This is a genomic window from Paenibacillus sp. FSL P4-0127 (genome assembly GCF_038007325.1).
Taxonomy (GTDB): Bacteria; Bacillota; Bacilli; order Paenibacillales; family Paenibacillaceae; genus Fontibacillus; species Fontibacillus macerans.
Genome location: NZ_JBBOWY010000001.1, coordinates 3,633,027 through 3,651,861 on the forward strand (window position 1 = coordinate 3,633,027; position 18,835 = coordinate 3,651,861).

At 57.3% G+C, this 18,835-nt stretch carries 19 protein-coding genes; 18 read left to right on the top strand and 1 reads right to left on the bottom strand.

What is annotated here, in order from left to right:
- The first annotated feature begins 20 nt into the window (after positions 1-20).
- Both NYE74_RS16365 and NYE74_RS16370 read left to right on the top strand, forming a co-directional pair.
- Positions 21-647 carry a DUF1405 domain-containing protein gene (locus NYE74_RS16365; RefSeq protein ID WP_036621973.1) on the top strand — a complete coding sequence of 209 codons (627 nt, stop codon included), beginning with the start codon at positions 21-23 and terminating at the stop codon, positions 645-647.
- 376 nt (positions 648-1,023) lie between these two features.
- Positions 1,024-1,932: a sporulation protein YpjB gene (locus NYE74_RS16370; protein WP_051985388.1), complete on the top strand. Its 909-nt coding sequence runs from the start codon at positions 1,024-1,026 to the stop codon at positions 1,930-1,932.
- Positions 1,933-2,025: 93 nt separating this feature from the next.
- Here NYE74_RS16370 and NYE74_RS16375 read toward each other — a convergent pair whose 3' ends face one another.
- Complete coding sequence (locus NYE74_RS16375) at positions 2,026-2,895, bottom strand: YitT family protein (RefSeq protein ID WP_341004950.1); 870 nt, start codon at positions 2,893-2,895, stop codon at positions 2,026-2,028.
- A 155-nt stretch (positions 2,896-3,050) separates the two neighbouring features.
- Here NYE74_RS16375 and NYE74_RS16380 point away from each other — a divergent pair, with 155 nt between their 5' ends.
- The 16 genes from NYE74_RS16380 to NYE74_RS16455 all read left to right on the top strand — a co-directional run bounded on the left by NYE74_RS16380 (position 3,051) and on the right by NYE74_RS16455 (position 18,731).
- Positions 3,051-3,395, top strand: a complete 345-nt coding sequence (locus tag NYE74_RS16380) for a nucleotide pyrophosphohydrolase (protein WP_036621981.1) — start codon at positions 3,051-3,053, stop codon at positions 3,393-3,395.
- A 93-nt stretch (positions 3,396-3,488) separates the two neighbouring features.
- A complete protein-coding gene (locus tag NYE74_RS16385) occupies positions 3,489-4,019 on the top strand; it encodes a tetratricopeptide repeat protein (RefSeq protein ID WP_036621983.1) in 531 nt (176 codons plus the stop codon).
- Between the two features lie 22 nt (positions 4,020-4,041).
- Complete coding sequence (dapB, locus tag NYE74_RS16390; protein WP_124332674.1) at positions 4,042-4,845, top strand: 4-hydroxy-tetrahydrodipicolinate reductase; 804 nt, start codon at positions 4,042-4,044, stop codon at positions 4,843-4,845.
- A gap of 18 nt (positions 4,846-4,863) precedes the next feature.
- Complete coding sequence (gene mgsA / locus NYE74_RS16395) at positions 4,864-5,286, top strand: methylglyoxal synthase (RefSeq protein ID WP_036621989.1); 423 nt, start codon at positions 4,864-4,866, stop codon at positions 5,284-5,286.
- Positions 5,283-5,996 carry a bacillithiol biosynthesis deacetylase BshB1 gene (gene bshB1 / locus NYE74_RS16400; protein WP_124332675.1) on the top strand — a complete coding sequence of 238 codons (714 nt, stop codon included), beginning with the start codon at positions 5,283-5,285 and terminating at the stop codon, positions 5,994-5,996. Before mgsA ends, bshB1 begins: the two co-directional genes overlap by 4 nt.
- Before the next feature lie 41 nt (positions 5,997-6,037).
- Positions 6,038-7,198: an N-acetyl-alpha-D-glucosaminyl L-malate synthase BshA gene (gene bshA, locus NYE74_RS16405; RefSeq protein WP_036622003.1), complete on the top strand. Its 1,161-nt coding sequence runs from the start codon at positions 6,038-6,040 to the stop codon at positions 7,196-7,198.
- Between the two features lie 65 nt (positions 7,199-7,263).
- The gene (locus NYE74_RS16410; RefSeq protein WP_155620380.1) at positions 7,264-8,634 is read left to right on the top strand and encodes a CCA tRNA nucleotidyltransferase; all 1,371 of its coding nucleotides are present in this window, start codon (positions 7,264-7,266) and stop codon (positions 8,632-8,634) included.
- A complete protein-coding gene (locus tag NYE74_RS16415; protein WP_036622006.1) occupies positions 8,616-9,596 on the top strand; it encodes a biotin--[acetyl-CoA-carboxylase] ligase in 981 nt (326 codons plus the stop codon). Before NYE74_RS16410 ends, NYE74_RS16415 begins: the two co-directional genes overlap by 19 nt.
- A gap of 291 nt (positions 9,597-9,887) precedes the next feature.
- Entirely contained in the window at positions 9,888-10,757 is an 870-nt protein-coding gene (gene panB, locus NYE74_RS16420) for a 3-methyl-2-oxobutanoate hydroxymethyltransferase (RefSeq protein ID WP_036627969.1), read from the top strand.
- Entirely contained in the window at positions 10,754-11,656 is a 903-nt protein-coding gene (gene panC, locus NYE74_RS16425) for a pantoate--beta-alanine ligase (protein WP_036622011.1), read from the top strand. The genes panB and panC overlap by 4 nt, the downstream gene beginning before the upstream one ends.
- A complete protein-coding gene (gene panD / locus NYE74_RS16430; RefSeq protein ID WP_036622012.1) occupies positions 11,657-12,040 on the top strand; it encodes an aspartate 1-decarboxylase in 384 nt (127 codons plus the stop codon). It abuts the gene before it with no gap.
- A gap of 149 nt (positions 12,041-12,189) precedes the next feature.
- Positions 12,190-12,819, top strand: coding sequence for a hypothetical protein (locus NYE74_RS16435; RefSeq protein WP_036627970.1), 630 nt, complete (start codon positions 12,190-12,192; stop codon positions 12,817-12,819).
- 197 nt (positions 12,820-13,016) lie between these two features.
- A complete protein-coding gene (gene dinG, locus NYE74_RS16440; protein WP_124332677.1) occupies positions 13,017-15,899 on the top strand; it encodes an ATP-dependent DNA helicase DinG in 2,883 nt (960 codons plus the stop codon).
- A 12-nt stretch (positions 15,900-15,911) separates the two neighbouring features.
- Positions 15,912-16,568 (top strand): redox-sensing transcriptional repressor Rex, encoded by a 657-nt coding sequence (locus NYE74_RS16445; RefSeq protein WP_124332678.1) that lies wholly within the window; start codon positions 15,912-15,914, stop codon positions 16,566-16,568.
- A complete protein-coding gene (locus NYE74_RS16450; protein ID WP_036622018.1) occupies positions 16,558-17,856 on the top strand; it encodes an amidohydrolase in 1,299 nt (432 codons plus the stop codon). Before NYE74_RS16445 ends, NYE74_RS16450 begins: the two co-directional genes overlap by 11 nt.
- 389 nt (positions 17,857-18,245) lie before the next feature.
- On the top strand, positions 18,246-18,731 hold the full coding sequence (locus NYE74_RS16455) for a cell wall elongation regulator TseB-like domain-containing protein (protein ID WP_036622019.1): 486 nt from the start codon (positions 18,246-18,248) through the stop codon (positions 18,729-18,731).
- The last annotated feature ends 104 nt before the right edge of the window (positions 18,732-18,835 follow it).

Below are 18,835 nucleotides of genomic sequence, written 5' to 3' on the forward strand. Positions count from 1 at the left end.
TTTGAGGAAGGAGCAGTCCGTTGAAATTATCGTATTTCTGGAGCCGGGCCTTTTTGGCGTCCCGTCCGATTTTATGGGCCTTATTCGTATGCAACTTGCTGGGCACGGTTTACGGGTATATTTGGTACGATGGGCAGCTGCGGTATACCTGGGAGAACCATCCGCATTGGCAGATTATATTTGTGCCCGACAGCCCAACGGCCAGTCTCTTTTTCACGTTAACGCTGTTGTTTCTCCTGTTTCCGCAGGCGCTGGGGAGGTTTACGGGGGTTCGATCGCTGCTTGAAGGACTGGCTGTCGTGACAAGCGTGAAGTACGGCGTATGGGCGGTGTCGATGATCTTTGCCGGCGCTTACCAGGGCGGCCCGCTGGTCTGGCAGGATTGGATGCTGGTCGCATCGCATTTGGCGATGGCCGTTGAAGCGCTGCTGTACGTGCGTCTGTACCGGTTTGGGCCGATCATGCTGCTTGGCGCCGGGGCTTGGACGCTGCTGAACGATACGGTCGATTATACATATGAAGTGTATCCGTGGCTGCCGGAAACGTTGTGGGACGATGTGCCTGCGGTTACGGTGTTTACCGTCGCTTTGACCGCCGCCAGCGTTGTCGCGGGGTGGTTGGCGCTGAAAGGCGCAAAGAGAGCCTAGTAGACGATTTTGGAAATAATGTCGGCAAAATTAGTCTGTTGAAGATTTCGGGTGACAACATCAAGGAAAAAAAGGGCGCTATTTCAGCGATATCCCCCTTGTTGCGTGAAATAGAGGAATTTTATGGAGCTATTCTCACGATTTAGTGGCGAAGGACCGTCTTTCGACCTGTTCATCGAAAATTAAGACCCAAAAGTTCCGCTATTTTATGGGGACGATACTGAACACAAGACTAATATAGAACAAAGTGATCAACTTTTAATCACGAAACAGGTCACGAAGCGGACTTGTCATCGAATCTTTGAACAGGTACTTAAACGTTGAAGGTTCTACCCATGGACAGCCTGCCATACGATGATGGTAGGGAGGGATGTCCGTGAAAACGAAAGGAAAGCTCGGGTGGCTTTTTGTGCTGTTGCCGCTGCTGCTGCTGGCAGGCAGTCCGGCGGCCGCGGCCTCCCCGGCAGGGAAGGGGTTAGACGGCGGCCGGGCCCCGGCTCCGGTCTCGCAATTGTCCGACGAAGAGCGCGGGGATAAACTGAAGCAGCTGGAAACGGCGGCGGAAGCGCTGTACGGCCATATGCAGCAAGGGCGCGTCGAGGAGGCCCATGCCGAGATGGAACGGTTGATCGCCGCGCTTGAAGGCGTTTCTTTTAAAGGCTTGACCTCGGTGGAAGGCATTCATGCGCTTGCGGAAAGCATTATGGACGCGAGAGAAACGCTTGCCCGGTCCGAGATCGTCCCCGATGAGTGGTCGCGCTCTTCGGCCGTGCTGCGGCTGGCCGTAAACAGCCTGCTTCATAAGGACAAGGGGTTATGGCTGCAATATTACAAAGTAATGGCCGATGACATGCAGCGGATGAACAACGCCCGCGTAGGGGGGCAATCGGAGAAGCTGCGCGCGGCGTTTGGGAATTTGCAGCAGCATTACGAGACGATCCGCCCGGCCGCCGTCATTCGCCGCGATCCATCCACGGTCAACCGGTTTGATTCGTGGCTGTCTTACGCCGAACGGCTTAGCAATGACCAACCGATGGACGAAGCGGCGCTTATGGAGGCGATTCGCCAGGGGGAAAGCGCGTTAAAGGCGCTGTTCGGCCGCAAAGGCGAAGAGCCTGTGTTCCTGCCGATCGCCGGCTACGAAAATCCGTGGTATTGGAGCGGTTTGATCGGATTATGGATCGTGCTCGCTTTAGGATACACGGGCTTACGTAAATTCCAGGCTGCTCAGACGGTCACAGCGGTAGGCAGAACCGACGAGGATTCGTACCGGCACCGCTTTTAACACCGCGAAATAGCCGGCGGCAAGGGATCATTCCACTCCCTTGCCGCCGGCTATTTTTTGGTCTTGTAGACGGTAGCCGTGGTATTTTTCGTCTTAATCTTCCTTAAACCCTTCCCCGTGCACATCATGCACATCGCTGATAATGACGAACGCCCGCGGATCGACCGACTTGGCGATGCGCTGGAGCCGCCGGATTTCCTGCCGCGACACGACGCAGTAGGCCATATGCTTCGCCTGCTTGGAGTAGGCGCCGATCGCCGGTATCAGCGTGACGCCGCGCTCCATCTCCTTCGTGATGATGTCGGCGATTTCCGGGGCGTGATCGCTGATGATCGTAAACGCCTTGGCGGAATACGCGCCTTCCTGAATGAAATCGATCACTTTGGAGGCGATGAACACGGCGACCAGTGTATACAAAATATTCTCCTTCCTAATATAGAACAGCGACAGCCCGATGATGATCACGTCCAGCGTCAGGATGACCTGGCCCATGCTGAACCCGAATTTCCGCCCCAAAATCCGGGCAACGATGTCCGAGCCTCCGGTTGTGCCGCCGAAGCGGAAGACGATGCCAAGGCCGGCGCCCAGCGTCACTCCCGCGTACAAGGAAACGAGAATATAGTCGGTTTTTGTTTCAAACGGCAAAATCCAGCCGTGATCGATCAGCCGTTCGAACAGCCACAGGAAAAAAGAAAGCGAGCCGATGCCGATGCCGGTCCAGACGATGGAGCGGCCGCCCAAAATTTTCCACCCAAGAAGAAAAAGCGGAATGTTCAGCAGCAGGTTGGAGAGCGACGGCGAAATGCCAAACGCATAATTGAGCAGCAGCGTAATCCCGGTAACGCCGCCTTCCATCAATTGATTCGGCAATATAAAATAAAGAAGTCCAAACGCGTATACCGCGGTTCCGAGCAGTATCGGCAAAAGCGTTTTGAAAAAAACGGCCAGCTTGTTGGAAAACATCCGATCCCTCACCTGTTCCAAAGGATGAACCTTTGCATTTTTTAACCTATATTAGTATACCTTTTTCCGCCCCGATTAAAAAAGGATTTGTTTTCGCCCCGCCTTTACGATAACATAGGGAAAAACGGGAATATTGTCGGAGGGATAGGCGCTTTATGACGTTGAAAGAAAAAACTCTGGCGGAGATGCAGCGCGAAGTAGACCGGTACATATCGCAGTTTAAGGAAGGCTACTTCAGCCCGTTGTCCATGCTGGCCCGCATGAGCGAAGAAGTAGGCGAGCTGGCCCGAGAGGTAAACCATACGTATGGGGAGAAGCCGAAAAAGCCGGATGAAGCCGAAAACTCCATCGAGCTGGAACTCGGCGATATTTTATTTATTACGATCTGTTTCGCCAATTCCCTGGGCATCGACCTGACGGAGGCGCATGACAGAGTGATGCACAAATTCGCGACCCGCGACGCCGATAGGTGGACGAAAAAGGACACCGAACAACCATAACTTTCATATGCTGTCAGTATGATCATCCCTACAAGAGGATGTTCAAAAAGTCATGACTTTTTGAACACGCACTATAGAATAGGGGGGCGGCGTATGAAGGCGGAGGAATTTTTGTATAAAGCTTACCGGAGCATCTACGAAAACGACTTTGAGCAAGCGCAGCATTGGTTTGAGCAGGCGCTGGCCGCCGAGCCGGATCATGCGGATATCCATTACCGTTACTCGATTACGTGCGCCCGCAGCAACCGCTTGGACAAAGCGCTGATGCATGCCAGGCTGGCTGCGGCTTTGGCCCCGGACCAGGAGGAATACAGGCTGCATTATGACCGGCTGCAGTCGATGGAATTGACGCATATGGCCAAGAAACGGCTGGAGGGCCGCGAAGAGAGCGGCAGGAACGCGGCCGAACCGGCCACGCGCATGCTCAAGCGGGCCGTGGAGCTTGATCCGTTATCCGCGGATGCTCAGGTATGGCTGGCGATTGCCTACGGGGAGCTGGGGCGGTATGAGCAAGCTTTGCACGCCGTGAGAGAAGCGGCCGCGCTGCCTGTGGACCCCGGTATAGCGAAAGAGCTGCAAGAGTTGGAGCAGCGTTTCAAATCCAAAATCAAACAATCATCATAGTAAAGAATGCGAGGAGATGTACATGTCGGATCCGATTAAAGTTGCCGTGGCCGGCGCGGCTGGCAGAATGGGGAAGGAAGTCGTTAAAATGGTGCTTGAGGCCCCCGATCTCCAGCTGGTGGCGGCCGTTAGTGTATCGAAAGCCGGGCTGGACGCCGGAGTTGTGGCCGGCCTGCCGGAATGCGGAGTGGCGCTGTCAGACAACCTGGAACAGGCTTTGGCGGAGCATCGCCCGCGGGTGCTGGTTGATTTCACGACGCCGGCGTCCGCTTTCTCCAACACCGAACTGGCGATCCGGCTCGGCGTTTCTCCGGTTGTCGGTACGACAGGGTTCACCCCGGAGCAAATCGAAGAGTTGGACAAGCTGTGCCAAGCCCGGGGGATCGGCGGATTGATCGCTCCGAATTTTTCGATCGGGGCCATTCTGATGATGAAATTCGCGGCGCAGGCGGCGAAGTATTTCCCGCATCTGGAGATTATCGAATACCATGGGGATCAGAAGCTGGACGCCCCTTCGGGAACCGCGGTGAAAACGGCCGAACTGATCGCGCAAAACCGGCAGGAGCTGCGGCAGGGCAATCCGCACGAGGAAGAAACGATCGAAGGGGCGCGCGGCGGGTATTACAACGGCTTCCGGATTCACAGCGTGCGGCTGCCGGGCGTGTTCGCCCAGCAGGAGGTTATTTTCGGCGGCTTTGGCCAAACGCTGAAAATCCGCCACGACTCTTATGAACGGGCCGGTTATATGCCGGGGGTTAACCTGGCGATCAAGAAGGTGCTGGAATACGAAGGCATGGTTTACGGATTCGACCATTTTGTTGAATGATAAGGAGATTATGACCGTATGATAAACATTGCATTTATTGCTCATGATCGTAAAAAAGAAGATATCGTCAATTTCGCCATCGCTTATGAACATGTGTTTAAGGATAAAAAGCTGTACTCCACCGGAACGACGGGCAAACAAATTATGGAGAATACGAGCTTGAAAATCCACCGTTTCCTGTCCGGCCCGCTGGGCGGCGATCAGCAAATCGGATCATTGATCGCCCAAAATGAAATGGATCTGGTCATTTTCCTCCGCGATCCGCTGATGGCTCAGCCGCACGAGCCGGATATCACGGCGCTGCTGCGCCTGTGCGACGTGCACGGCATTCCGGTCGCCACGAACATGGCCACGGCGGAAATTTTGGTGCGGGCGCTGGACCGCGGCGATTTCGCCTGGCGCGAGCTGGTGGAACAGTATAAACCGGGGCTGGGACAATGAACGGGCCGCTGGATATTTTGATTTTCGGCGCGCATGCCGACGATGCCGAGATCGGAATGGCCGGCACGATCGCCAAACACGTTCACGCCGGATACCGGGTCGGCATTTGCGATTTGACGGAAGCCGAGCTGTCCTCCAACGGCAATCCCGAGCTGCGCAAGCAGGAAGCGGAGCGGGCCGCGCAGGAGCTTGGTCTGGCCGTGCGCCTGAATTTGGGATTGCCGGACCGCGGGCTGTTCGGTACGCCCGAACAAATCGCCGCCGTGGCCGAAACGATTCGCGAGCATGCGCCGCGCATTGTGTTCGCCCCTTATTGGGAAGACCGGCACCCCGATCATATCGCCTGCAGCAAGCTGGTGGAGGAGGCGGTGTTTAACGCCAAGCTGCGCCGTTATAGGCCGGACAAGCCGGCGGTTCCGGAGCCGGAGCTGTACTTTTATTTCATCAACGATTGGAAGACGCCGGACCTGGTAGTGGACGTCAGCGATTTTTATGAGGCGAAAGAGCGGGCGCTCGGCTGCTATCGTTCCCAATTCGGGCAAGGCGCTCCCGGCGAGGATGTCGCCGAGACGCCTTTGAACCAGGGGTATGTCGAACGCGTCAAGGCCCGGGACGCGCTGCTCGGGCAGCGGAAGCTCATTCCGTACGCCGAAGGTTTTGCGGTAAAATCGGCTTATCAAGTTAATCTATTCGGGTCCCGACGCACATAATCATAATCAGGGAACTAGAACATGAAGGAGGCCCCCGCCATATGGATCCATTTTTGAAAATAGGCATCACCTGTTACCCTTCTTTGGGCGGTTCGGGGGTTGTCGCCACCGAGCTTGGGAAACTGCTGGCGGAAAAAGGGCATGAGGTGCACTTTATTTCGCATAGCGTTCCTTTCCGTCTGGGTGGTTACCATAAAAACATTTTTTATCATGAAGTGGAAGTCAGCGATTATTACGTGTTCCGCTACCCTCCTTACGATTTGTCGCTTGCGACGAAAATGGCGCAGGTCGCCAAAACGCAGGGGCTGGATGTGCTGCATGTCCATTACGCTGTTCCCCATGCCGTTTGCGCTTTTTTGGCCAAACAGATGATCGGCGACTCGCTGAAGGTCGTCACCACGCTGCACGGGACGGACATTACCGTATTGGCCCAGGACGAATCGCTGAAGGACCTGATCCGGTTGGCGATTAACGAGAGCGACGCGGTCACGTCGGTTTCGCTGGATCTGACGCGGGAGACGCGGGAGGTGCTGGACATCACCCGGGATATCGATTTGACGTATAATTTCGTCGACGAGCGGGTGTATTACCCCCGGGACGCGGCCGGCTGCCGCGCGGACTTCGCCGAACCCGGCGAACAAGTGCTGATGCATATTTCCAATTTCCGCCCGGTCAAGCGGGTGGCGGACGTCGTGGACATCTTCCATCGCGTCAACGAAGAAGTGCCGTCGAAGCTGCTGCTTGTCGGCGAAGGACCGGATCTTCCGAAAATCCAGCTGAAAATCAAAGAGTTGGGGCTAAGCGACCGGGTGCATTTTCTCGGCAAGCAGGACGATATCGCACACGTCATTTCGATGGCCGATATTTTGCTGCTGCCATCGGAGAAGGAAAGCTTCGGCCTGGTCGCTTTGGAGGCGATGGCCTGCGGCGTGCCGACGGTCGGAACGATTGCCGGGGGCATCCCGGAGCTCGTGAAGCACGGCGAAACCGGCTTCCTCGCCCCGATCGGCGATACGAAACGGATGGCCGAATACTGCCTGACGCTGCTGAAAAGTCCGGAGCTCGGGGCAAAGATGCGGGAAGCCTGCCTGACCCGGGCGAGAAAAGAATTCAGCAGCCAGCAAACGATGGCCAATTATGAAGAGATTTATTACCGTGTGTTAAACCTTGAGGCTCCGCAGTTGAAGCCGGCGTGCAGCTAAAGGGGCACGGCGCGCCGTACCCGCCTATGCCGGCCGGGAGCGAAGGAACGTTTGGAGGCAAGCCAATGAATCGCTGGACACAGGTAGACCCCCTGATGGTGAATCAGGGGGAAATGGTGCTGCATACTTTGCTGGAACGCGGGTTCCAGGCTTTTTTTGTCGGCGGCTGCGTACGCGATGAGCTGATGGGCCGGCCGGTTCACGATATGGATATCGCCACCTCGGCCAAACCGGAGGACGTGGTCGCGGTTTTTGAGCGCACGGTTCCGACGGGGATCGAGCACGGCACGGTTACGGTGCTGATGGATGACTATGCGTTCGAGGTGACGACGTTCCGCAAGGAGTCGCAATACGAGGACCATCGCCGGCCGGCATCGGTGGAGTTCGTGGACGCCGTTAACGAGGATTTGCTGCGCCGCGATTTTACGATGAACGCCATCGCCCGGGATATCGATGGGGCGCTTATCGATCCGTACGGAGGCCAAAGCGACATCAAACGCGGCTTGATCCGCTGCGTCGGCGCGGCCGAGGAGCGGTTCGAGGAGGACGCCCTGCGCATGCTGCGGGCGGTCCGCTTCGCTTCGGTGTTTGGCTTCCGCCCGGCCAAAAGCCTGTGGAAAGCGCTGCTGCGCGGCAAGGACAAGCTGTCCTACATCGCGATGGAGCGCGTGCGGACCGAGCTGGAGAAGGTCGTGCTCGGTCCGCGCCCGCTGCGCGGCCTGGCCTTGCTGGAGCGCAGCGGGCTGCTGCGGCATGTGAAGGCGGCGCTGCCGGAGGCCGTGGCGGGCGACGCGGAGCCGGAGCGGCAGAGCCAGGCGCGGCTGACGCGGCAGCTGCTTGCGGCCGCGCCGCGGCGGGAGCTGCTGACCGCGCTGCCGGAGCTGCCGCCGGAGCCGCAAGCGCTGCGCTGGTCGCTGCTGCTGCAGGCGCTTGGCACTGGCGGCGAAGACGTCATCCCGCTGATGAAACGGTGGACGTTTCCGAACAAGGCCGCCGAGGAGACGGCGGCGATCGTCCGCTTTGACGAGGCTTGGCGGCAGGCGCAAGCCGAGGAGCGCGAAGCGGCCTCGCTTCGCCGCCGCTGGGTCGTCCTGCAGGTGACGCTCGGTCAAACGGCGGCTGCGTGTTGGCTGGGCCGGCAGGCTGCCGTATTGGCGGCTGCGTTTCTCTCCGAAGCGCAGCGGATAGCTGAACGGAAGCGGCTTGACCTCGCCCGGCGCTGGCATGGGGAAGTGCGGGCGCACGCCTTGTCCGAGCTGGCCGTCAGCGGCAAAGACGTGCTTGAGCTGACCGGTCAAAAAGGCGGCCCTTGGCTCGGCGAACTGATGAAGCAGCTTCTTTTATCGGTCGCCGCCGGGGAGGTACATAACGACAAACAAGCGTTGCTGGAGTACGTGAAAGCGGGGTTAAGCGAAACATGGAAGCAAACCGATTGATCGACATGCTCCTGGAGCATCCGGGGCAATATATATCCGGAGAGGAGATCAGCCGCCGCCTTGCGATCAGCCGGACGGCGGTATGGAAGCAGATCGCCAAGCTGCGCGATGAGGGGTATGAGTTTGAATCCGCCCCGCGGCGCGGTTACCGGCTTATTCGCAAGCCCGACAAAATTGCCCATTCCGCCTTGGCGCGGGCGCTTGAGGGCCGCGCTCTGTTCGGGCGGCAAATCCGGCTGCTCGAACGGACGGTCTCCACGCAGGCGGAGGTTCGGGAGCTGGCCGAGGCCGGGGCTCCGTCCGGCACCCTGGTCGTCGCAGAGGAGCAGACGGGCGGCCGCGGCCGTCAGGGCCGGGCGTGGTATTCGCCGCCGGGCAAAGGCGTGTGGATGAGCCTGCTGCTTCGCCCGGACCGGCAGCCGCTGTCCTTTGCGCCGCAGCTCACGCTGCTGATTGCGGTGGCCGTATGCCGCGCCGTGCGCCGGGCCGCCGGCGTCGATGCGGGGATCAAATGGCCCAACGATCTGCTTGTGCACGGCCGCAAGCTTTGCGGCATCCTCGTCGAATCGGTCGGCGAGGACGAGCTGATCCGCTACGCCATCGCCGGTATTGGGATCGACGTCAATCTGGAGGCCGAAGATATCCCTGAAGAGCTTCAGGACGTCGCGACGTCACTGTACATTGAAAGCGGCCGCCGCATCGACCGGGCCGAGCTGATCGGGATGGTGCTGGCGGAGCTGGAACAGCTGTATGAGCTATACATTCAAGAGGGCTTTGCGCCGATCGGCCATCTGTGGGAAGCTTTATCGGTTACCCTGGGCCAGCGGGTCACGGTCAAAACGCCCGCCGGAGACGTCAGCGGGCTGGCTACGGCTCTCGATCCTTCCGGGGCGCTGGTGCTGGCCGAAGATGACGGAAACATGCGCACTATTTTTTCCGGCGAAGTGCAAATTGGCGGATGAAAAACGTGACGCAATTTGTTATACTGTGCTCAGGAGGCGGTATCGGCACACGTTCGAACTGCACTCCCCAGCAGCTGTAGGTTAATGTGATGAAGCCTGCGTTGGATTCTGCTCTGAGCCGAAGAGGACCGAGACAGAAGGAACGAAGCAAGTGACTCCTTCTATGCATTCGGACCTTTTTAGTGCCAAACTAAAAGGTTTTTTTGTCGTGCGCGTTTTTTCGTTGTACAAAGGTACGCGGGTACGCGAATGGACGCGGCGCGGCAGGCCAAACCGAAGGAGATGGGAAAATTGGCTGGAAAACAAGCATTAAACATCGTGAAATTGAAAAAAATGAAGCAGGACGGTACGCCGATTGCGATGATTACCGCCTACGATTATCCGTCGGCGCAATTGGCGGAAGAGGCCGGCGCGGATATGCTGCTCGTCGGCGATTCGCTCGGCAATGTGGTGCTGGGTTACGATACGACGATTCCGGTGACGCTGGACGATATGGTCCATCACAGCCGCGCGGTGGCTCGGGGGGCGCAGCATACGTTTATCGTGACGGATATGCCGTTTATGACGTATCACGGCAGCGTTGAAGAGACGCTGAAGAACGTCCGCCGCCTGATGCAGGAAGGGCATGCGCACGCGGTCAAGATGGAAGGAGGGGCGGAAATCGCCCTGGCCGTCCAGGCGATCGTGCAGGCCGGGGTGCCGGTGCTGGGCCATATCGGGCTCACGCCGCAGTCGGTCAACCAAATCGGCGGCTACCGCATCCAGGGCAAAGATGCGCAGGACGCCCGGCGCCTGCTGGAGGACGCCAAGGCGCTGGAGCGCGCGGGGGCGTTTGGGATCGTGCTGGAGCTGGTCACCGAGGAGGTGGCGGAGGCGATTTCCAAGGAGCTTTCCATTCCCACGATCGGCATCGGCGCCGGCCGCGGCTGCGACGGCCAGGTGCTCGTGTTTCATGATGTTCTTAAATATACCCCGGATTACCGGGACAAACGTTTCGTCAAAACGTATGCCGACATTGGAACGCAAATCCGCAGCGGCATTTCGGAATACGTACGCGAGGTCAAAACCCGCGCTTTCCCGGCTCAGGAGCATGTGTTCGCCGCGGAAGACGGCGTGCTTGAGACGTTGTACGGCAAAGGAAAGGTGGAAACAAAAGCATGAAGACCTTTACGGAAATCCGGGCGCTTCGGGAGCATTTGCAGGCGGAGCGTTTTGCCGCGGCGGGGAAAGGGGAGGACCTGCGGGTTGGACTCGTCCCGACGATGGGCTACTTGCATGAAGGCCATGCCAGCTTGCTGCGCAAAGCGCGCGGCGAGAATGACCTCGTCGTGCTGAGCGTGTTCGTCAATCCGATCCAGTTCGGACCAAACGAAGATTTTGAACGGTATCCGCGCGATGCGGAAAAGGATTTGGCGCTCGCCGAACGGGAAGGCGTCGATGCTGTATTTATGCCGAGCGTAGAGGAAATGTATCCCCGCCCGACCTGGACCAAGGTCAAAGTCGCGGAGCTGACGGAACGCCTCTGCGGCGCTTCGCGGCCGGGGCATTTCGACGGCGTGACGACCGTCGTGAGCAAGCTGTTTCACATCGTGCAGCCGGCCCGCGCCTATTTCGGGCAAAAGGACGCCCAGCAGGTGGCCGTGATCGCCCAGATGACGGAGGATTTGAATTTTGACGTGGAGATCGTTCCGTGCCCGATCGTACGGGAGGCGGACGGCCTCGCGCTCAGTTCGCGCAACGTATATTTGAGCCCCGAGGAGCGCAAGGCGGCGCTCGTGCTGTCCAGAAGCCTTCTTCAGGCGCGGGAGAAAGCGCAAGCGGGCGGGGCGGTCACAGCCGGCGAAATCCGCGCGGATCTGACCCGGAGCATTGGCGGTGAACCGCTGGCCGATATCGATTACGTGGAGATCGCCGATTTTCCGGGACTGTCTCCGCTCGCCGACACTGAACGCCTTGACGATGCCGGCCGCGGCGCCGACGCGCTTATCGCGGTGGCCGTGAAGTTCGGCACGACGCGACTGATCGATAACGTGATTTTGACCAAAAAGGGGATGGCCTAATTGTTCAGAACGATGATGAAATCAAAAATCCACCGCGCGACCGTGACCGAAGCGAATTTGAACTATGTCGGCAGCATTACGATCGATGAAGAGCTGATGGAGGCCGCCGATATTCTGGAGAACGAAAAAGTGCAGATCGTCAACAACAACAACGGCGCGCGCCTGGAAACGTACGTGATTCCGGGACCGCGCGGCAGCGGCGTCATCTGCCTGAACGGCGCGGCCGCGCGGCTCGTGCAGCCCGGCGACAACGTCATTATCATTTCCTACGCGGCGATGTCTCCCGAGGAAGTGCGCAGCCACCAGCCGACCGTCGTTTTCGTGGACGAAAGCAACCGGCCCGTGGAAAAAGCCCATCAGGAGCTGCACGCGGCCATTCGTTAAATAAACCCGTACCGCGCGCCTGAATTTCGCCGCCAATCGGAAGCAAATATATGCAATTGACGCTTGCGGGAATGAAAAGCCCGCCCGAAACAAAAAATGATCTTAAGGCTCGGACTGATTTCATTTTCGTTAAGGGTGGGGTGCGAATGATGTTTCAGCATGTTTTTGCGGAAATGAATGAGATGTTGGATGATATTTCGCGTAAATATCCGCTGGCCGCGGGCGCCCAAAAGCAGGAGCTCGCGCAAGCATGGCGACTGCTCAAGCACATGAGCGACGGGATCATTGAAGAGTGGCTTTGTTTCGAAGAGAAGATGGCCGCGCTGCGCCAAAAATGGGGCAGCCTTGAAGCCGAGGAGGTCCTGTCGCTCCCCGAGATCGAAACGGGTCCGTTTATCAAAGGACAAGGTTATTATAAATTGATGATGTTTCCCCAAGCGCTGGAGCAGTTTGAGCAGGTGCTGAAGCAGTATCCCGGCAGCGCGCTTGGCCGTACCTACCTGGCCATGTGCCATCTGCATCTGGAGCGAAGCGAGGAAGCCGCGCGGCAGTTTTGGCTCGTTCTGGAGAAAGCCGGAAACAAAAGGCTTCGCTCCATCATTTATAATGCGCTCGGCTGCATCGAGGCGCAAAAAGGCATTTTGGCCAAAGCCAAGGAATACTTTACCCTGGCTCATCACAGCGATCCGTCCCTCGCCGAGCCTTTGGCGAATCTTGAGGCATGTTTGAGCAGCACGGGCAAATTGTATTATGGCAATGAATTGGCCTCTTTGCTGTAAACCGTCTTAATCGTTGGCATGATCGAACTTTTTATGGCAGAACCGGTTGAGCGATGCGTAAGTCCGCCCATGAGCGCGGGCGCATCGCTCTTTTATTTTGTGATTTTAATTACACATAACGCCCGGCATGAATTTTCAAATCGCTCTTCTTCTGTTATGCTGTATTAGAGACTGGAACGAAAGGGACTTAAAAAGCAATGAAATATGCCGTGCTCGATTTTGAAACGACGGGCAACCAGTCCTCCGATGAAATTATTCAAGTGGGACTTGCCATTATAGAACCGGATAAGTCGATTTCGCAGGTATACAACTCCTTCGTCAAACCGGGAATACCGATTCCGCCGTTCATCACGGGGTTGACCGGCATCACCGAAGACGATGTCAAGGATGCGCCGGACCTCGACGAAGTGATGATGGAGATGGTTCCGCTGCTGAACGATGTAGTGCTGGTCGGGCACAATGTCGCTTTCGACTTCAACTATCTGCAAAGCGCTTTGGACAAAACGGGTTATCTGCCGTTTACGGGGCGGATTCTGGATACGATGGACTTCCTGAAAATCCTCTTTCCTTCGCTGACCTCCTATCAGCTGGGGCTTGTGGCCGCCGAATTCGAGGTGCAGCACGAGCGTCCGCACCAGGCGGACAGCGACGCCTTGGCGACGGCGCTGATTTTTCTGAAATGCCTGGAGGAATGCGAGCGGCTGCCGCTGTTGACCCTGCAGCGCCTGGCGGATTTGTTTGCGGGCGAGGACAGCGACCTCGGCTGGTTTTTCGATGCCATGGTCCAGGAGAAGGAACGCGAAACGGAGCAAAGCGATGACGGTTACATCTTTTATCGCCAGTTCGCGCTGCAGGCCGAGGATTGGATGGATATCGAATCTCCGCGGGGCGCTATGGCGGACAATCCGCTGGAGGGTGTGTCCTTTGAGCAGTTCATGGAGCAGGTGAGGGAGCGGCTGCGCGAAAGGCTGCCCCAATACGAGGAGCGCGATGCTCAGAACAAGATGCTGGAGGAAGTGAGCCGGGCTTTTAACGATGACAAGCATCTGCTGATCGAAGCGGGGACCGGAACGGGGAAATCGCTTGGTTACTTGCTGCCCGCGATCTACCATAGCGTCAAACGGGAAGAAAAAGTAATGGTCAGCACGCATACCATCAACCTGCAGGAGCAGCTTCGGGAAAGAGACGTTCCGCTGCTCGCCGAGGTGGTGCCGTTTCCTTTCCTGGCTGCCGTATTTAAAGGCAGGCAGCATTATTTGTGCTTGCGCAAATTTGAACATAAAATAAATAGAAGAGACTTTGCCACGCCGAAAGAAGAGGTGATGACGGCGGCGCAAATGGTAGTGTGGCTGACGCAAACGGTCAACGGCGACGATGAAGAGCTCAATTTGGGCAATCGCGGCGGCGATTTCTGGGAAACGGTGGCCAGCGAGTCGGACTCCTGTCTCGGGCGGTCCTGTCCATGGTTCCGCAAATGCTTCTACCATCGGGCCAAACATGAAGCCGGGGTCGCCGATGTGGTCATTACGAACCACTCCAAGCTGTTTACCGATATCCAGGCCGGGCATCAGCTGCTGCCGGGATACGAGCGTCTGGTCATCGACGAGGCCCATCATTTGGAGGATGTGGCGGGGAAACACCTGGGCATTCATATGAAGTATTTTACTGTCATTCATACGCTCACCCGGCTGTTTAAAGACAGCAAGACCGGCCAGCTGCCAAATCTCCGCATCGCTTTGCAGGCGGCAGGGGGCGAAAAAACGGGCGAATGGTGCCAGGTCATCGACGAAATGTACCCGACGCTGATCGATGTGAAGGAAAGCTGGGACAAGCTCAGCGAGCTGCTGTTTGCCCTGATGCCGGAACGGAGCGACGCCGCGCCCGGCGATCCGGGCCAATTCGTTTACCGCCTGCTTCCGCTAAAGAAACCGAAAGAATGGGATAAGCTGCTGGCGCTGGAGAACCAGATCTATGTCTCGCTAGGGGACGTGCTCCGCAAAGGCGACCGGATGCTGGCGCAAATCCGGGAAGAGCAGGAGGATTACGGTTCCGAAAGCCTCCTGACCGACATCAACGGGTTATTCAAGGATTTGGCCAACGAGCGGGAGGCCCTGCGTTTCTTCATGAAGCTGGAGAACGAGGAGACGGTGTACTGGATGGAAGCGAACGGGAATTTCCGCAGCCGCTCCCTGCAGATGTATGCCGTTCCGATCGACGTTAGCGCGCAATTGAAGGAATACTTTTTCGACAGAAAAAAAAGCGTGGTGATGACCTCGGCGACGCTGTCGGTCGACAAGTCGTTCCAGTATATGATCGAACAGCTGGGACTGACGGAAGCGGCCGGGGAAGGACGGCTGAACACGGCGATGCTGCCGTCGCCGTTTGATTACCGCAGCCAGGCGCTGCTCGTCATCCCGCGCGATTTTCCGAGCGTAAAGGGGAGCGTGGGCGACGACCATTTCGTCAGCACGCTGGTGCGTTCGCTCGCCGATACCGCGGTTGCGACGCAAGGCCGCATGCTGGTGCTGTTCACATCCTACCGGATGCTGCGGCAGGTTTACGAGCCGTTGAAGGAGCTATTGTCGGCGCAAGGAATCACGGTCATCGGCCAGGGGATGGACAGCGGCAGCCGCAGCAAGCTGACCCGGCGCTTTCAGGGCCAGGCGGCGTCCGTGCTGCTGGGGACGAGCAGCTTCTGGGAAGGCGTGGACATTCCGGGCGAAGCGTTGACGAGCCTGGCGATCGTCCGCCTGCCCTTCCAGCCCCCCAACCATCCGCTGGTGGAAGCGAAAAGCGAACGGCTGCAGAAGGAGAAGAAAAATCCTTTCATGAAACTGTCCGTGCCCCAGGCGGTCATCCGCTTCAAGCAGGGATTCGGCAGGCTCGTCCGCTCCTCGCTGGACCGGGGGATCGTGGTTGTTTACGATACCCGCATCTTGGAGTCTTACTACGGGAAATACTTTTTATATTCACTGCCCGGGCCGAAGATGGAGCATATGCCGCTCACTCAGATGGTTCCGCGCATATCGGAATGGTTAAATCCGGGAGACGAAAACGTCTCTAAGTCCGCGTCAGAATAGGGGGATAAACGTATGAAATCCGAAAAAATTTCCGATGCCGTCGTCCGCCGGCTGCCGGTGTATTTGCGGTTCCTCAACGAGCTGAGCCGGCGCGAAGTGCCTACGGTGTCCTCGCAGGAGCTCGGCCAGAAGCTGGACCTCAACCCGGCCCAGATCCGCAAGGATCTGGCCTACTTCGGCGATTTCGGGCGAAAGGGCATCGGCTACGATGTCGCGTATTTGATCGAGAAAATCCAGCAAATCCTCAACCTGGACCAGCAGATCAACGTTGCGCTGGTCGGCGCCGGTAATTTGGGGCAGGCGCTTTCGAATTACAACGCTTATTTGAAAGACAACATGAAAATCGTGGCGGTGTTTGACGCCTCTCCGGCCAAGATCGGCACGCAAATCAACAACATCACGATCCAGCCGATCGAAGAGCTGACGGAAACGGTGCGGGAGAAAAATGTCCGGATCGGGATCATTACCGTCCCGGATTACGAAGCGCAGCGCGTGGCGGATCAATTGGTGGCGGCGGGAATCGGGGCCATTCTGAACTTCGCTCCGACGATTTTGAAGGTGCCGCCGGAAGTCCGCATCCATGCCGCCGATTTCACGACCGATTTGCTCAGTCTGGCTTATTATTTGAATGATGGAAACGGAAAGGAACAACCTGCCCATGAGTCGTAAATGGTTAATCAAGAACGGAACCTTTGTCGTGTTCGAACAAGATCGTTCCATTGTACAGGGCTATATGCTCGTTGAGGGCGATACGATTTCCTATATCGGCGAGCAGCTTCCTGAAGGGGCGGAAGACGCGGAAACCTTCGACGGAAAAGGGCTGCTGTTCATGCCGGGGCTGATCAACACGCACGGCCACGCGGCGATGTCGCTGCTGCGCGGATACGGCGACGACATGGTGCTGCAGACCTGGCTTCAGGAAAAAATGTGGCCGATGGAAGCCAAGTTCACCGCCGGCGATGTGTACGCTGGGACGGCGTTGTCCGTGCTGGAGATGCTGAAAGGCGGAACGACCACGTTCCTGGACATGTACGACCATATGGATGAAGTGGCCAAAGTGGTTCAGCAGTCGGGCATCCGCGCCGTGCTGATGCGCGGCGTCATCGGGTTGTGCCCGCCGGACGTGCAGCAGCAGAAGCTGAACGAAGCGATCGCGTTTGCGAAAAATTGGCACGGTCAGGCGGACGGCCGAATCACGGCGATGATTTCGCCGCACGGGCCGTACACCTGTCCGCCGGAATTTTTCGAGAAATTCGTGCAAGCGGCTAATGATCTGGATCTGCCGATGCATACGCATATGTCGGAGACGCGGGCGGAAGTGGAGCAAAACGTGAACGATTACGGGGTCAGACCCGTTCAGCATTTGCTGAACCTCGGGATGTTCTCCCGTCCGTCGCTGCTTGCTCACGCCGTGCATTTGACCGATGAGGAGATCGATATTTTGGCGGCCCATAACGTGGCGGTGTCGCACAATCCCGGCAGCAACCTGAAGCTGGCCAGCGGCGTGGCGCGGGTGCCGGCACTGCTTGGCAAAGGCGTGGTCGTTTCGCTTGGAACGGACGGCGCCGCCAGCAACAACAACCTCGATATGCTCGAGGAGGTCCGCCTCGCCGCGTTGATCCACAAAGGCGTTTCCGGCGATCCTACCGCCGTTCCGGCGCTGGAAGCCCTCAAAATGGGCACGGAATACGGGGCGAAGTCGGTGTTCTTGGCGAATACGGGGAAACTCGCGGCCGGCATGAAGGCGGATTTTATCGCGCTGAATACGGAACAGGCCCATTTCCTGCCGAAGACGGATTACGTTTCCCATGTCGTCTATTCGGCCGGCTCCAAAGATGTAGAGCATGTGTGGGTTAACGGCGAGCAGTTGGTCAAACACGGGGCTTGCCTCACCCTCGACGAGGAGCGTATCCGGCGCGAGGCGCAAGAGGCCTTCGAAGGGCTGCTGGCCCGGTAGGCGCTTGGAGGCTTGGCACTGGTTGCTTGCTGCTTTTTGAATGGCGCGTGCAGCTGCGGCCGTGGACGTGGACGTGTCATGTTCGTGGCTGCACCTGTGGCTGTGCCTGTAATTACGGCGATTTAGCGGTAAAAAAGGGCGTTATTTTCGGATTTGAAGAGGTTTCCGCTGCAATAAGGGACTTTTTTGTCGCTATTTCCCGGCATAGGCCGTGATATTGACGATATCGCCGTCCTCGGGGAAAATAAGAACTAACATAGCCGTTATTTTAACGATGCGGAGGAAAAACGGCGGAATAACGACCGGAATTAACGTTATTTTTCTGCGACTGTGCGAATGTGCGCGAATGTGGGTTTAGACGACTGGCTACAGGGGAAAGGAAGAGAAGGTTGAGAAAGAGAACCAAGTGGCTCCTGCTTTCGCTGCTGATTTTAGTGATCGTGCTTTTTGCCCTTCACCGTTTTTATATCTACGTTCTTCAGGATACCTGGGCAAGCGAAAATGCAGTGATTGAGCAGGCGAAACAGGAGACGGACCTGGTCCAGGGCGATAAAGTGTGGAAATCGGTGTGGGACGATGTGTGCTGGGTGGTCCAGGGCAAAGACGGGTCAGGCCGGGAGATGATGGTATGGCTCCGGGAAGGTCATGAACCCGTGGTGCGGCTGCTCTCGGAAGGTGTGTCGGAGACCCGGGTGCGGACGATCATTAACGAAAGCCTGCCCGGGATTACTATCGTCAGGCTGGTGCCCGGCATCTACAATGAACGGCTGGTATGGCAGCTGTTTTATAAACAAAAGGATCACCACTACTACCGTTTTTACGATTTCGGCACCGGTGAGGCGTTGAACGATGTATTTACGCTTCCGAACCGCTGATCCGCCATGAAGTGAACCGAATAGGAGATTTGAAGCATACGGTTTCTATGTTCAGCAACTTGGACGTGGAGGCCGTTTTTTGTAATATGAAAACATACGTTCGA

Bases quoted from the DNA above. Each gene is read 5' to 3' on its own strand.
- NYE74_RS16410 (WP_155620380.1), top strand. From the start codon at position 7,264: ATGAATCGCTGGACACAGGTAGACCCCCTGATGGTGAATCAGGGGGAA.
- dinG (WP_124332677.1), top strand. From the start codon at position 13,017: ATGAAATATGCCGTGCTCGATTTTGAAACGACGGGCAACCAGTCCTCC.
- panC (WP_036622011.1), top strand. From the start codon at position 10,754: ATGAAGACCTTTACGGAAATCCGGGCGCTTCGGGAGCATTTGCAGGCG.
- bshB1 (WP_124332675.1), top strand. From the start codon at position 5,283: ATGAACGGGCCGCTGGATATTTTGATTTTCGGCGCGCATGCCGACGAT.
- NYE74_RS16435 (WP_036627970.1), top strand. From the start codon at position 12,190: ATGTTTCAGCATGTTTTTGCGGAAATGAATGAGATGTTGGATGATATT.
- bshA (WP_036622003.1), top strand. From the start codon at position 6,038: ATGGATCCATTTTTGAAAATAGGCATCACCTGTTACCCTTCTTTGGGC.
- NYE74_RS16380 (WP_036621981.1), top strand. From the start codon at position 3,051: ATGACGTTGAAAGAAAAAACTCTGGCGGAGATGCAGCGCGAAGTAGAC.
- dapB (WP_124332674.1), top strand. From the start codon at position 4,042: ATGTCGGATCCGATTAAAGTTGCCGTGGCCGGCGCGGCTGGCAGAATG.
- NYE74_RS16415 (WP_036622006.1), top strand. From the start codon at position 8,616: ATGGAAGCAAACCGATTGATCGACATGCTCCTGGAGCATCCGGGGCAA.
- NYE74_RS16450 (WP_036622018.1), top strand. From the start codon at position 16,558: ATGAGTCGTAAATGGTTAATCAAGAACGGAACCTTTGTCGTGTTCGAA.
- NYE74_RS16375 (WP_341004950.1), bottom strand. From the start codon at position 2,895: ATGTTTTCCAACAAGCTGGCCGTTTTTTTCAAAACGCTTTTGCCGATA.
- NYE74_RS16385 (WP_036621983.1), top strand. From the start codon at position 3,489: ATGAAGGCGGAGGAATTTTTGTATAAAGCTTACCGGAGCATCTACGAA.
- NYE74_RS16445 (WP_124332678.1), top strand. From the start codon at position 15,912: ATGAAATCCGAAAAAATTTCCGATGCCGTCGTCCGCCGGCTGCCGGTG.
- mgsA (WP_036621989.1), top strand. From the start codon at position 4,864: ATGATAAACATTGCATTTATTGCTCATGATCGTAAAAAAGAAGATATC.